Source organism: Geomicrobium sp. JCM 19038 (genome assembly GCF_000698125.1).
In the GTDB taxonomy this organism is placed as follows: domain Bacteria; phylum Bacillota; class Bacilli; order Bacillales; family Marinococcaceae; genus Geomicrobium_A.
Genome location: NZ_BAXA01000001.1, coordinates 495120 through 509899, shown reverse-complemented (window position 1 = coordinate 509899; position 14780 = coordinate 495120). Strand labels below are relative to the sequence as shown.

The 14780-nt window shown below is 42.1% G+C and carries 12 protein-coding genes and 1 pseudogene; 4 read left to right on the top strand and 9 right to left on the bottom strand.

Annotated features, from left to right (window positions below; all coding sequences use genetic code 11):
• Nucleotides 1–137: 137 nt before the first annotated feature.
• A complete protein-coding gene (locus JCM19038_RS02625) occupies nt 138–1469 on the bottom strand; it encodes a hypothetical protein (protein ID WP_042414146.1) in 1332 nt (443 codons plus the stop codon).
• Nucleotides 1470–1569: 100 nt separating this feature from the next.
• On the opposite strand from JCM19038_RS02625, the gene JCM19038_RS02620 reads away from it, so the two are divergent.
• Complete coding sequence (locus JCM19038_RS02620; protein ID WP_042414143.1) at nt 1570–2049, top strand: nucleoside deaminase; 480 nt, start codon at nt 1570–1572, stop codon at nt 2047–2049.
• 213 nt (nt 2050–2262) lie between these two features.
• On the opposite strand, the gene JCM19038_RS02615 is transcribed toward JCM19038_RS02620, so the two are convergent.
• The 7 genes from JCM19038_RS02615 to JCM19038_RS02590 form a co-directional block, all read right to left on the bottom strand.
• A complete protein-coding gene (locus JCM19038_RS02615; protein ID WP_042414141.1) occupies nt 2263–3036 on the bottom strand; it encodes an HAD-IIA family hydrolase in 774 nt (257 codons plus the stop codon).
• A 15-nt stretch (nt 3037–3051) separates the two neighbouring features.
• Nucleotides 3052–4788, bottom strand: coding sequence for an iron ABC transporter permease (locus JCM19038_RS02610; RefSeq protein ID WP_042414138.1), 1737 nt, complete (start codon nt 4786–4788; stop codon nt 3052–3054).
• Entirely contained in the window at nt 4785–5831 is a 1047-nt protein-coding gene (locus JCM19038_RS02605) for an ABC transporter ATP-binding protein (RefSeq protein ID WP_238554250.1), read from the bottom strand. The genes JCM19038_RS02610 and JCM19038_RS02605 overlap by 4 nt, the downstream gene beginning before the upstream one ends.
• A 106-nt stretch (nt 5832–5937) precedes the next feature.
• Nucleotides 5938–6957, bottom strand: coding sequence for an ABC transporter substrate-binding protein (locus JCM19038_RS02600; RefSeq protein ID WP_042360435.1), 1020 nt, complete (start codon nt 6955–6957; stop codon nt 5938–5940).
• Nucleotides 6958–7139: 182 nt separating this feature from the next.
• Nucleotides 7140–7688 (bottom strand): glycerophosphodiester phosphodiesterase family protein, encoded by a 549-nt coding sequence (locus JCM19038_RS02595; protein ID WP_255343327.1) that lies wholly within the window; start codon nt 7686–7688, stop codon nt 7140–7142.
• Nucleotides 7685–7792: a glycerophosphodiester phosphodiesterase family protein gene (locus JCM19038_RS24185; RefSeq protein WP_255343332.1), complete on the bottom strand. Its 108-nt coding sequence runs from the start codon at nt 7790–7792 to the stop codon at nt 7685–7687. Before JCM19038_RS24185 ends, JCM19038_RS02595 begins: the two co-directional genes overlap by 4 nt.
• Nucleotides 7793–8132: 340 nt before the next feature.
• Nucleotides 8133–8711, bottom strand: coding sequence for a glycerol-3-phosphate responsive antiterminator (locus tag JCM19038_RS02590; RefSeq protein WP_042414135.1), 579 nt, complete (start codon nt 8709–8711; stop codon nt 8133–8135).
• 202 nt (nt 8712–8913) lie between these two features.
• Here JCM19038_RS02590 and JCM19038_RS25300 point away from each other — a divergent pair, with 202 nt between their 5' ends.
• From JCM19038_RS25300 to katG, 3 genes and pseudogenes are all read left to right on the top strand, one after another.
• Nucleotides 8914–9165 (top strand): DnaA N-terminal domain-containing protein, encoded by a 252-nt coding sequence (locus JCM19038_RS25300; RefSeq protein WP_042414133.1) that lies wholly within the window; start codon nt 8914–8916, stop codon nt 9163–9165.
• A complete protein-coding gene (locus JCM19038_RS02580) occupies nt 9066–9368 on the top strand; it encodes a hypothetical protein (RefSeq protein WP_193745022.1) in 303 nt (100 codons plus the stop codon). The genes JCM19038_RS25300 and JCM19038_RS02580 overlap by 100 nt, the downstream gene beginning before the upstream one ends.
• Nucleotides 9369–9671: 303 nt before the next feature.
• Nucleotides 9672–11896, top strand: a pseudogene (katG, locus tag JCM19038_RS02575) (catalase/peroxidase HPI).
• Between the two features lie 54 nt (nt 11897–11950).
• On the opposite strand, the gene JCM19038_RS02570 reads toward katG, so the two are convergent.
• Nucleotides 11951–14779 (bottom strand): M14 family metallopeptidase, encoded by a 2829-nt coding sequence (locus JCM19038_RS02570; RefSeq protein WP_042414127.1) that lies wholly within the window; start codon nt 14777–14779, stop codon nt 11951–11953.
• Nucleotide 14780: the final 1 nt, after the last annotated feature.

Sequence of the window (14780 nt, the reverse complement as noted above, 5' to 3'; positions counted from 1 at the left end):
AGTAATCAAAAAACCTCATCATAACAGTCGTTCTCTTTGATTTACTTAGCAAAAATCTTATGTAACAAAATAGATATTGTGTTACATTAATACGCACCAAAAAAACACACATAGAACATTGCTATGTGTGTTTAAATTTAAGGAATGAGGATCAATAACCCCACTGCTATTACTCCAAACAGCAACGCAAACGGTAAATTCGTAAGCATAATTCGGTATGGATTCTGGTTCGTATGACGGGCGGTCATCGTTACGACAATTCCATAAGGAGACATCGTAAACGTTGCTAATGCACTGACGATATACATTACGGTAAGTTCGATTGGCATGCCTGGTTGTAAGATCGGTGCCACGATTTCATGAACTAAAACCATTGATGCAATCGGGTGAATTCCGATTAGTGCCAAGGAATAAAAACTTAATGGGATTAACAACAGTAAGACGTACGGATGCTCTTCAAATGCCCGTAAAGGTTCTTGTACGATGGTAAGTAATTCGGTTTGATTTAAGATTCCTGTAAACCAACCGAGTGACATAAATAGTACAAGGAACGGATGAATCCCCGTTTTCAATTGTTTCCCTAACGCACTTTGTCCGTTTGCTATAAAGGGTTTTGATTTGCCAAAGAGCAACGTCCAAGTATACGAAAACAATGGAATCAGTAAAATAACCGTGAGTAAAAATGAAAGCTCTAACCACTCTCCGATTAATGTAACGAGAAGTAAAAAGACGACAACAGCCGTTACGAGTGAACCTTTCGACCTTCCCTTGGCATTCGTATAATCGTTGATTAGATTCAGGCTTGTCCCTTTTAATACGCGAGGCCGGACCATTTCAATGATTGTCATCGTAACGGACAATAACAATAAATAAGGTAACAACGAGAAATAGCTCTCCCCTGTTAACCCAATCGCGGTTACGACCATAATTTCCATTGGCATCCAAACGAGTGCTAACGCATAAGCACGAAGTGTTGATTTGCTAATGATGCTGTTTCGTGTCTTCTTTGGTAGCTCAGATAGATGATCATTTAACGTGTTTTGCAACAAAGGTAAAATTGAGAAATTCATAAATGGAACGAACCCATAGGTCGTTAACAAGGCGCGGTTTTCAACTTTCCCAGTCGTGTTTGCTCGTGTAAATAGCCAAGCGTTAACGTTTCGATCATAATAAAGGGTTTCAATTGCTGCTTGCATGAGCGGAACGATTGCTACAAACACGACGAGCGTCAAATTACTCGAGAACAATTGCGGCAACTCATTGAAAGAAATCGTACTAAACGGTAATAACACCGCACCTATAACTAAAAAAGCAAGTCCCATCCCTTTGAAGAGACGATTACTTCTGTAAAATGAATAAAAAAACATCGGAAGACTTAGAATTCCACATAGTGATAATAAGAGAGTCGATTCTAACGCCAATCCGATAAAAACAATACTAAGTACAATAGCATAATACAAGCGTTGCAAACTTTTCCCTCCAGTGTTGAATGAGATGACATTGGTGACGGTTTATTTTACCATAACATTAATAAAGGCAACCAAATGAACTCGATAAGGAGATGTTTCTATGATTACCGAACAAGATTATACGTATTTAGAACGATGCGTAGTGCTTGCAGCCCTCGCATTGGAAGAAGGAAACGACCCTTTTGGGTCACTACTCGTATCCGAAGACGGTGAAGTGTTGTTTGAAGATTATAACCGAACCTCAAGTGGCGACCCAACGAAACACCCTGAATTTTCAATTGCTCAATATGCAGCGATCCATTTAAGTGAACAAGAACGTAAAAAAGCTACGGTGTACACATCCGGTGAACATTGTCCGATGTGTGCATCCGCTCACGGTCTTGCTGGATTAGGTCGAATCATTTACGCAAGCTCAAGCGCACAGTTACGGGAATGGCGAAAAGAATGGGGACAACAAGCAGGGAATCTAAAGCCTTTATCCATTCAAGACGTGTTAGTTAACGCAAACGTTGATGGTCCTGTACATGAACTGAGCGAACAAATCAAATCACTTCACGCTAAACGACGTTCACGTGTGTAACGAATACGTTTGTCGTTACTCCATACCAGGTATTTGACGGCCATTACGTTTAGTTGAGGGTAGGAACACGTTGGCACGACTCCAAAAATAAGGTTGCCCTCGTAACAGGTGCTACGAGTGATGAATCTCGCTTTGATACAGGTGATGAACTCGTCATTTGACGGAGGATCTATTTGATAAGAAAAAGTACAATGCTTAGCGGCATTGTACTTTTTAGATGTCTACTAATTCTCTTACGCTTTGCAGTGTCGTCTTAGGCACGATCAGCGACTTCTCGAGCATATCCGTTGTTGTTACACCCGTTAATACGAGGACACTGTGCCAATTGGCGTCATTTGCCATCTTAATATCGGTTTCTAACCGATCACCGATCATATAACAAGACGTTGTCGGTAATCCAACGGCGTCTTGGATGACACTCGTCGTAATGCTCGATGGTTTACCGGCAATTTCTGTGATTTTCTCCCCTGTTGCCCCTTCAATTGCGCCAATGATTGCACCGCAATCTGGAATTGCGCCCCCATCGATTGGACACGTACGATCTGGGTTTGTTGCAATGAACGTCGCACCGTTTCGATAGGCATCGTACGCCTGTTTCAACTTTATATACGTAAAATCACGGTCCCAAGAGACGACAACAATGGTCGCTTCTGTTGGTTGAAATGTAAGTGGGATGTTTGCGTTTTGTAATTCTTCGTATAAGGGTGCTTCTCCAATGACAAATACGCGGTCAATAGCTGTTAAACGACTCTTTAGATGTCTTGCTAATATATAGTTCGAGTTATAAATCTCGTTAACACTGACGTCAATGGAAAGTGCTGCTAGCTTCTTTTTAAAATCAAGTCTACTAAAGAGTGGATTGTTCGACATAAACAAAACCCGATCGCCACGCTCTCGAAGCGTGCGAATGGTATTTGCAGCACCTTGAATTTCTTTATTCCCTAAATAAATTGTGCCGTCTAAATCAAAGATATAGCCTCGTTGCATCCCACTCCTCCTTTGTTAGTATAACGAATTTTTCGTCAGGCGATTCGCGACGAGTTGGAGGATGAGTACGACACCGATAATTAAAATTGCCATCGCAGATGCCGTATACATTTGTCCACGTAAAATATTTTGGAATACCATCAAACTCATCGGCGCCCATTCTGACGGTGCCAAAAGAATCGTTACACTCGTTTCTTTAATAACCGTGACGAATACGAGAATGGATCCGGCGACAATGCCTGGCAACATCAATGGACCGACAATTGTCGTTAACGTTAACAACCGTGATGCCCCAAGGTTTACGGAGGCTTCTTCGATATCAGATCGGATGGCCATCATACTGCCCATCGTCGAGCGAATCATGTATGGCATTCTACGGATCGCGTACGCAACAATTAATAGAAAAGCAGTACCTGTTAATTGTAAAGGAGCGGTGTTAAACGTCTGAATAAACGCAATTCCAAGCGCAATTCCTGGTACGACCAAAGGAATGGAGGCAATAAAATCAAGTTTCGTTGCATTTTGTCGTACGACAAAATAACTTACCAATGTCGCAACAATCACACTAATCACAAGCGCACCACTCGCTAAAATAATGCTGTTCATAATGTTGTCCGTTGAGCGAGTAAAGATCGTTGCATAGTGATCGAGTGTAAATCCTCTCGGTAACAAATCGCGGCCCCATGTCGTTGCGATCGATTGAATAAACACAGAGAAGACGGTAAGCACAGGTAATAGAACAACGAGACTTGTGTAAGTGAAAAGCGGTAATGTCACTGCTTTTTTTGCATTGAGTTTTACTTTTTTAGGTTTACCAGAAACCGTTCCGTAATCTTTCCCTTTTGTCGCCAACCGTTGTAACCAAAAGAAGATGGCCGCAACAATGACCATGATGACCGTTAAAATTGATGCGCCAGCCCAGTTAAAGAATCCAGAGATTTCACGGTACGCTTGCACGACGATTAAGTTTAAGCCGTCAGGTGCTAAAATGATTGGTGTTCCAAAATCAGAAAAACTGACGGTGAAAATGAGTAGTGCACTCGAAATCATGCCCGGTAAGGCAAGCGGCAACGTGACAAATACCATCGTGGACCAACTTTTTGCCCCAAGATTCCGTGAGGCTTCTTCAACAGAAAGGTCGGCAATCTTAAATGCTGCAACCATTGGCCAAAGGGCAAATGGAAAGAAGAAAAACACTTGCACGAGAATGATGCCTAACATTGAATACACATTAAAAATCGCGCCTTCTGTTCCGAGCATTGTATTAAAGACGTGTGTCACCCAGCCTGTACGACCGAACATGATAATAAAGCCCGCAGCAGAAATAAATGTCGGTACGATAATGGGCATCGTACATAGCGCCGCTAAGGTTTTCTTAAATGGCATCGCTGTTCTTGCAAACGCGTATGCGATCGGTAAACACATGACAATGACGATGACTGACACTAAAATGGAAAGTAACAAACTATTGTTTAGTGCTGATAAATAGACACTGCCGCTTGAAAAGAGATTTGCGTAATGTTCAAATGAAGCATTTGAAAGTCGCTCTATGTTTGTAGAGAGAATTTCCGGATTCACAAAGGAACCAAAAAGGTTTACCGGTTCCCCAGTGAAACTGACGATAAACACCGATAACAACGGAATCATCAGAAATAAGGCAAAGAAACCGATCACTGCATACTTTAAAAGTTTCAGGCTGTCCCAGTTTTTTAAGCGTTGAAAACGTCTCGTTTTGTTGTGCTTTTCTTTCATAGAAGTAGCACCCTTTCTTCAGGAATATGAAGAAAAAGATGATCTCCTTGATCATAGACCGGAATCCCGGGTTCGAATTCTTGTTCAACGACAACTGTTGCTTCTCCGACATTTACATCGTAACGAATGTTCGGACCGAAATACGTACTCATCGTTACTTGCCCTTCAATCACATTTGTACTCTCGTGACGTTCGCGAAGAATTTTAATGCCTTCTGGGCGAATTAACACTTTTGCTTCATTACTCGCTGTTACTCCGTTCGTATGAACAACAAATTGATCGTTGATCTTTACTTGCCGTTCACCTATTACCGTCGCATCATAAAGGTTAGATGAGCCGACAAAATCAGCAACAAACGGGGTTAACGGTTTTCCATACAACTCAGTTGGTGTTGCTTGTTGGACAATTTCTCCATCTTTCATAACCGCGATGCGATCTGCCATACTCATCGCTTCTTCTTGGTCGTGTGTAACAAAGATCGTCGTAATGCCGATTTCTTGTTGAATGTTTCGGATCGTTGTGCGCATGGTGTTCCGCAACTTTTTATCTAAGTTTGATAGCGGTTCATCCATTAATAATACTGCTGGTTCCATAACGAGTGCTCGTGCTAATGCAACTCGTTGTTGTTGCCCCCCAGACAATTCGCCGACGCCACGTTCAGCTAAGTGATTCAGTTCAACCGTTTGCAAGGCATCCATAACCTTTTGATAAAGTTCTTTCGGTGGTTTTCCGAGCTTTCGGCTCATTAAGCGCGCAAAACTCTTCACTCGCTTTCCATACGAACCTCGATAAAGGTCTCGAACCGTTAAACTGTAAGCCACATTTTCAAACACATTATAATGAGGAAACAACGCATAGCTTTGAAACACCATCCCGCAATTACGCCGATTGGCAGCGACATCATTTACCCGTTGTTCTCCAATATAAATGTCGCCTTCTGTAATGTCCTCAAAACCAGCAATGCAACGCATCGTTGTCGTTTTACCACATCCAGAAGGCCCGAGAAGGGCGTAAAACTCCCCTTCTCGGATGTTTAAATCCACCCTTTTAGTGCGGGGACGTCGCTATATTGTTTGACTAATCCTTTCACAGTTACAGAACCCATATTGCCCTCACACCTTTACTGAAATTAATGACGACAGAACTTCTTTAATACCGTTGTTGCCACTCGTTTCTAGCATCATCATAGTTTTCGATAATCCAATCTACATCAAGTTCCATTGCATGATCTTTTAGCGCTTCTGCATTGAGAGGCGTTTGGGACTCGACGTCTGGATGAAGTGGAATATGACCCCAATCGGCTTTAATTTGCTGTCCTTTTTCCGATAGTAAAAATTCAATAAACTTCTGCCCACCTTCTGGATTCGGTCCGTTCGCTATAAGCGTCGCAGGATTCACGAGTACTGGCGTGCTCTCAGGAACGTGAAAATCAATCGATTCTCCACGCTCTTTCATTTGATACGCCATAAAGTCAAATCCAATTCCGATTGAAGCTTCACCAGAAGCAGCCGCTTGCGTTGGCGCAAGTCCGGAGTCTGGCATTGCACTCATTTGCTCAACGAGTTGGTCAAAGTATTCCCAACCTTCTTCTTCCCCTTTAGCAAGGAGTTGACTGAGTACGAGTAGCGTGGCTGTTCCTGAAGCAGCTGGGTTTGGCATTTGTATTTCGCCTTCCCACCTTGGATCGAGTAAGTCATCCCACGTTTGTGGTAATTCCTCCTCAGATACGAGTTCAGGATTGTAAGAGAATCCAAGTGCGAACAATTCGATGCCTGTATACATCCAATCTTCATGCCTCATTTTGATATCGTTTTCATAAACTTCCCAATCGCTTGCTGCTTCTGGTTGATACGCTTCCAAGATTCCCATTTCAACGGCTGATTCGAACGGCATAAACCCACCACCGCCATACCATACATCTGCCTGAGGGTTGTCTTGTTCTGCAAGCATTTGGTTTACAAGCACATTCGTGCCTGCATACTCAACATTCACAGTACCTCCGTACTCTTCTTCAAAAGCTTCAGCTAATTCTGCCGACATATCTGGCGTTTCTGGTGAGTAAAGCGTAATTGTGCCAACATCATCTTCTGAATCTCCACTACCACATGCACTTAAAACCACAAATGATCCCATACCGACGAACCATAATGAGCGTTTCATCTTTTTCATGAATCGATCCCCCTTTTTCTGATAAAGAAAGACGACCAACACAAACAAAGGTCGAGTTTTGTTTGTCGGGTCGTCTCATCATGTCTCTACCCTATTAATTATTTATCGAAGTGTAACTACTATTAACCTATGACAATCATTAAGAGATTATTTACCTTTTTTTCGAGATTTACGACTAGACACTATTGCAGCACGTCTTGTAAACGATCTGGAAAGTCTGTAATGATTCCATCAACACCATACTCAACCAACTCTTCCATTCGGTTAGGATCATTGACTGTCCACGTAGAGATTTGCATTCCATGATCTTGAATACGTGTTACTAGGTCTTGATCAACCATAAGATGGTTCGGGTTCGTATAATCCGCATACGTTTGGAAAGCTTTTAACTGTTCATCACTAATACCATTCGGATTATTGCTCACTAATACCCCGATTGGAACGTCTGGAAGAATGTTATGGAATCGCTCCATTGAAGCATGATCAAATGATTGAACGATTACTTCTTCATCCGTTGGCTTTCGAAGCTGACGTTTAATCAGTTCAATTGCGACAAACCGTTCCATATTGTTATAGTTAGCAGGGTCCTTGACTTCAATTAAAATGCCAATCTCACCGAGGTAGCGGTCTAATACTTCTCCAAGTGTAGGAATTTGCTCTCCCTTATATTCGTCGCTAAACCAACTGCCTGCATCCAGCTGGCGCAACTCACGCAATGTAAAGTCGTTCACTCTACTTCACCATCTGTTGTTCGGTTTACCGTTGCATCGTGAATGACGACAACCTCATTGTTTTTACTCATATGAACGTCTACTTCAATGTAATCCGCACCAATCTCAACGGCTTTATCAAAGGCTGCGATCGTGTTTTCTGGTGCGTGTCCTGATGCACACGGTGTGCGACATTCGTAACATCATCCCCGTTTGTCGTAACTTGTGCGAAACCTTGAGTTTGAGGTAATAACAAAACCCCAAGTACCCCACATGCTAAAATTTTCTTCATCGTCTTCATTTTCAGTTCTCCCTTCTAAATAAATGATTGGTACGTTTGTTCCGTTCACCTCCTTACACACGAAAGAAAACACCATAAAAAGCCATAGGGATTGCCTATGCCTCTCTAAGGTGTCTCCTCATCTCTACCTTTGAAAGCGCTTCTATTCAGTTGTATGATAAGGGTTATACACCCATTTTCCAAAGGGGATCTTCTCCAGTTGACACAGCCAACACCCCAGCTTCAAGAGCTTCGTATACTTCAGCTTCTTGGTCAACAAGGCCACCTGCGATGATTGGGAGCTTGCTTGATGCAAGATATTGCTTAATTACTTTCGGGATAATTCCCGGTAAGATTTCAATTGCATCCGGATCAGAATCACGAACCATCGCAATACCCTTCTTTACTGCATTTCGATCCAGAACGAACAAGCGTTGAATCGTTAACAAGTTCTGTTTTTTTGCCCATTTTATAAGGTGACTTTTTGTCGTAATAATGCCAGTTGGGCGTACCATTTTTGCGACATATTCAATCGCGCTTTTATCATTGGCTAACCCTTCGATAAAGTCTAAGTGAACAAAAACGTGCATATTTGCTCGTTTCAGTTGTTCAACATACTCCGGCAATACGATTAAATCTCCGGTTAATAAGAAAGCGACATTGCAATCACTTTGAATGGCTTTCGTAATTTTTTCTTTATGGCTAATCGCTGCAATCACTTGAGAATCAATAAGGTCATTAAAGTAAGATGTCGTTTTTTTCATCGTATCCCTCCGAAGGATCGTCCTTCAGTTTATACGTATGATTGTAGACTTCGGTTATGCACGTTGTTCGATATTTCTTACCTTCTATTTAGAAACATTGTTCTATAAAAGGAGTCAATCTATAAGATTCTTTCATGAAATGGTACAATTAAGGAAGATTTTCACGTAACGTATTGATAGAAAAGTAAGGAGTGAACGGTTAATGGAAACGGTGGAGATATGGAAACAAACATTGAGTGCTGTGAAAACACACGTAAGTAAACCAAGCTACGAAACATGGTTAAAAGTGACAAACGTTCATGCGATTGAAAACAATACGATGTTTATCGAAGCACCAAACGAGTTCGCAAAGGATTGGTTAGCAGACCGCTACGAGGCGCTCTATCTTCGATTGTTCAAGAGATTACTGGTCATCCTTATGAATTATCGTTTGTCGTGCAAGATACTTCAATGAAAGAACCAATCCGTACATCTCAGACTTCTACAGCGTTCGATCTACAGCTTTATCAACAAGGAGCTGAAGATCTTCTCAAAAAACAAATACAGTTAAAGCTAAATAAGCATTTACCCGTTGAGTACATTGCTGATAGCTTGGAAGTTTCATTAGATGATGTCATCCAACTGATTGAACAACATCAACTCGTAGCCGAACACTAACCTTCACTTTCTAAAAAACTTTCATTGTCAGTTGATCCTCATTGATTGATAATGACTTTTTGTATATAACAGTAAAACGAACAGACGCTCTCGTTTTTTTAAAGCTTTCATACGTCTTAACGGGTGATAAACACATGACTTTTAAGCATTTTTGCGAGATAAAAAGCGAGGTTTCGTTGTGAATCTAGTAATTAATGCTTTTCAATTCGCCGATATTTTATTATAATGATTACATAATAACGATTATAATTTAGTGGTCGTTGTAGATGTATCTAATTCTTACTAGTGAAAAGGAGAATTCGTATGAGTGAAAACAACATTATTTCTGAAGCGAATCATTCTTCTGAAGGAAAATGTCCATTTTCTCACGGAAGCGTTACAAGCCCTAGAACAAAAGCAACGACGAACCAAGATTGGTGGCCAAACCACCTTAACTTGAACATTCTTCGTCAACATGATAATAAGTCAAACCCTATGGGTGAAGACTTTGATTATGCTGAACAATTCAGCAAACTTGATTATGATGCACTTAAGAAAGATCTTACTGATCTTATGACAGATAGCCAAGACTGGTGGCCAGCAGATTACGGTCATTACGGTCCAATGTTTATTCGTATGTCATGGCACGCTGCAGGTACATACCGTACCGGCGATGGTCGTGGTGGTGGTGCAACAGGCGCACAACGTTTTGCACCATTAAATAGTTGGGCAGACAATGCGAACCTTGATAAAGCACGTCGCTTGCTTTGGCCAATTAAGCAAAAGTACGGAAACAAAATCTCATGGGCTGACCTTCTCCTTCTTACAGGAAACGTTGCCATCGAGTCTATGGGTGGTAAGACGTTCGGCTTCGGTGGTGGACGTGCAGACGTTTGGCATCCAGAAGAAGACGTAAACTGGGGTAACGAAAAAGAAATGCTCGGTGACAACCGCTATAGTGGTGACCGTGAGCTTGAAAACCCACTTGCTGCTGTACAAATGGGGCTAATTTATGTAAACCCAGAAGGTCCTAACGGTAACCCAGATCCAAACGCAAGTGCATTTGACATTCGCGATACTTTTGGTCGTATGGGAATGAACGATGAAGAGACTGTTGCACTTGTTGCAGGTGGTCATACGTTCGGTAAAGCACACGGTGCTGGAGATGCTGAGCAAGTAGGTCCAGAGCCAGAAGCAGGTTCAATTGAAGACCAAGGTCTTGGTTGGATTAGCTCTCACGGTAGCGGCAAAGGTAGTGATACGATTACAAGTGGGATTGAAGGTGCATGGACTGCGAACCCAACAAAATGGGACAACGGTTTCTTCGATCTACTCTTTGGTTATGAGTGGGAACTTACAAAGAGCCCAGCAGGTGCTAACCAATGGACTGCTGTAAACCCTGAAGACAAAGATTTGGCACCAGATGCTGAAGACGCTTCTAAACGAGTAGCTACAATCATGACAACTGCTGACATGGCACTTCGCATGGACCAGCCTACGAGAAAATTTCTCGTCGTTTCCACGCGAACCCAGAAGAATTCCAAGATGCTTTCGCACGCGCTTGGTTCAAACTTCTTCACCGTGATATGGGACCACGTGACCGTTACATGGGACCTGAAGTTCCTGAAGAAGTATTAATCTGGCAAGATCCAGTTCCTCCAGGTAACTACGACCTTACAGATAGCGATGTAGCTGATCTAAAAGCAAAGATTCTTGATTCTGGTCTTAGTGTCGGAGAACTCGTTAAAACTGCTTGGGCTTCAGCAAGCACTTACCGCGGATCTGACATGCGCGGTGGAGCAAACGGCGCACGTGTACGCCTAGAGCCACAAGTAAGCTGGGAAGCTAACGAACCACAAGAATTAACAAAAGTACTCAACGTACTCGAAGATATCAAAAAAGACGCAAGCCAAGACGTAAGTCTTGCTGACCTTATCGTACTTGCTGGTAACGCTGCAATTGAGAAAGCTGCAAGCAACGCAGGCATGAACGTAACGGTACCATTTGCTGCTGGACGTGGAGATGCGACTGCTGAACAAACAGACGTTGAAAACTTTGACGTTCTCAAGCCAGAAGCTGACGGTTTCCGCAACTATCAAAAAGAACTATTCAGTCTACCATCTGAAGAACTTCTTGTTGATAAAGCACAGCTTCTCGGTCTTACTGCACCAGAAATGACAGTTCTTGTTGGTGGTATGCGTGTACTCGGTACGAACCATAGTGGAACAGACCACGGCGTATTCACAGAAAACGTTGGAACACTTTCTAACGACTTCTTCACGAACCTTCTTGATATGAACATCGAGTGGAAGCCAGTTGATGGCATCGTGTACGAAGGTAAAGATCGCAAGTCTGGTAACATCGTTCGCACTGCAACACGTGTTGACCTCGTGTTCGGTTCGAACTCAGAGCTTCGTTCTTTATCTGAAGTTTACGCACAAGACGACAACAAAGAGAAGTTTGTAAATGACTTTGTTGCTGCTTGGGTGAAAGTCATGAACGCGGACCGCTTTGATCTTAAAGTGAAAAAAGCAGAGTACGCGAAGTAAGCTTAATCTAATTCAAAAAGCTAGGAAAGTCCGTTGGACTCTCCTAGCTTTTTTCTATTTTATACGTAACGGTCGACTTCTTCGTAACCCAAAACTCTTAGACGTTGATTCTTTCTCGATCGTTTGATTTGTTGAAGCAACCATTTCAATGATACTCTCGTTAAACAATCGTTGACCATTTACACAGTCATCTAACCAGTCACCGTAAACTGTCTCATCCGCCGCTTCTGTAACGATTTCTAAACTACACAATTCTGGATACCGGTAAATGTAATGAGTAGAATCGCGACTCCCCTTTTCTTCCCATCGATTAAAGATCATATCATGCACAGTCGGCAATGGAAATTGCTTTGCGACATGAGGATAGGCATACCGTTTAATGCGAGATTGCCACTGTTTGTTTTTATTGTGCAAACGTTGATTTTCACCGATTGCTTTTGAACTCCAGACCGTCGCCTTATCAAGAATTAAGCGATGCTCATCACGATCGACGACATCTTTACCAATCCCATACATCATCGCGTTTGGGAGCCAGTAAGAAACTGGGAATCGCGGAGGACTATTATAACCTGCGAACGGCTGAATCCATTCGTGTGCAGGGATGCCGTGATTATCTAAATAAACATCAGGTAACCAGCGATTAATCAGTGCAGGTGCGCTCATCGCTTCTCCAAACACACTGTCTTGAAAGCGAAAATGATTGAACTCTAAACCGACTGCATTAAACCTTGCCGCATGATGCTTCCATTCCGGATGTTCTTTAATTAATTGTTGATGTAAAGCTGTCCCATCAGGATTAGAGCCTGGAATTGCGACGATTGTAATTGCTTTTAATGTTTCTTGATCGATGCGTTTCATTAATTCATACAACGCTGGAACACTCGACACTTCGTTTGCATGGTGACCTGTTTCAATTAAAATGGTTGGCTTATAGACGCTTAATTTACGTGCACTTTGCCAACTTGCATTTGTTTCAGCAGTAATCTCAAAAGCGTAAATTGGATTTCCGTTAAATGAGCGAGAGACTTCAAATGCAGAAACACCGGGTTGTTTTGCCGCTTCTACAATTCGTTCATCCTCTAAATCATTGGAATAGGTAACTTTTCGCTGAACGTGTTGATCTGTTTCATAATAAAGTTCATCATTTTTGAAAAACAACGATTGAACAAATCGACTGTTTGCTTCTTGAACGTCTTGCCAACGAGTAACGGTTATCGTAGCTTTCGGTTTGCTTCCTTCAACGACGTGCATAAAAGGCAACACCGCACCAGGTGTATTCCAAGCAATCCCACTTCTTTGAAGCCCTAGTTCACGGTAATATTCTAGCGTGTTAAAATACAAATCTTCATGTAGGGCTTCCATTGAGGAAATCCGTTCATGTTCAAAATCCAGCTTCGTTTCTGCTTCACTCATCGTCACATCCAGCGTTAAGGAATGAAAGAGAGGCTTCGTCATTCCAGATTGTTCGTCAAGATCAAGCTGTTCATGAATGGTAGGCAAAACTTCTTGTACGTAATATCGCCAGAACCGTTCACGATCGCTTTGGACGAGCTGTTTTTGACCATCTACGGCAACATAACTCGTTGTCGGGTAAGACCAAGAATTTTCGTTAATATACGGAACTTGACTCGTTGGTACGTCTAAGTACGTATCCACAATCAACTGATTTTCTCGGTCGTACGCTTTAACCTCATACGTATGTTCTAAATCTTTCTTAATCGAAACGTCTACAGTTCTCTCGTCTGTTTCTATCATTTCATCGATTGGATACAGTTCTTGCAACCAACGGATCGGCATCTCCATACCGTCCCCGGATTCTTCCAAACAAGCAATTGTCACATGCTTTGCTTCACCAATAAGAGGAAGAATTTCTTCTTGAATCCAATGAAATCCAGGCTTAAACGATGACCGAACGTGTACATCACTGGCTCCTTGGGAAAGCCACAGCTGTTTAAGGTGATCTCGAACCGATTTTGATTCAGAAATGAAGACTTCAATGGATGCATTTGGTTGCCATACCTTGTCCACAAACGTCTCAATCTCTGAACGTTCACCTTCGTTTGCCCATTTAACATTTAGAATCGTATCAGTTGGTTTTTCTTTCACGTCTCGTGGAATTCTCAAATTCCCATGGTTTAGTGCATATAGAAATGACACAACCTCTTCTTCATTTCCTCGCACTAGAAGATGTTGTTTTTCTAAATTTACAATTGCCTGATGATCGTGATGGATCGTTACATGGAACGTTCGCTCATCTCCAGTAATTGGGAATTGAATGTGCGTACTGTACATGCCCAGTTTCGCAACGTAATAACAAGTCTCTTTGAAAGCATTTATACCGAGTTTTTGATCGAATTCAATCGTGAAGTCTCTATAAACGATTGATGACAAACGTCGTTCAGAATTGTAATTGCTTTGTTCAAATAATTCATTTAAGCCTTCAACAGGAGTAAGTGGCCATGAATGATTGGCTCCTTCTGACTCGTCCAAAAGCCAAGTACCCTCGTTTAAACGATATTGACCGCTTCTTAATTCAATGGTCGTCACGCTTTCACTACTTGCCTTTGGCCATTCACTTGCAAACCAACGAAGGGCTTCACTCATTGCCTCTTTCGTAGGCGCACAAATTCCTTTTGTCGTAATAATGGTACGTTCCCCTTCAATCGATAGATGGAACGAAGAACGTGTTGGCTTCTCTGATAGGAAATCTGGATTCATTGCCGACGTTTCATAACCAAGACGTGCCGAAAAGTCAATAAGACCTTCCGGCAATCCGACTTCTTTCCAACCCGTAACACGAATGGCAATACCATCTGGAACTCCGTCATCGTTACAATCCGAAATTGCACCATCAATCGTCCAAAAGTTTAGTAAATCATTCATC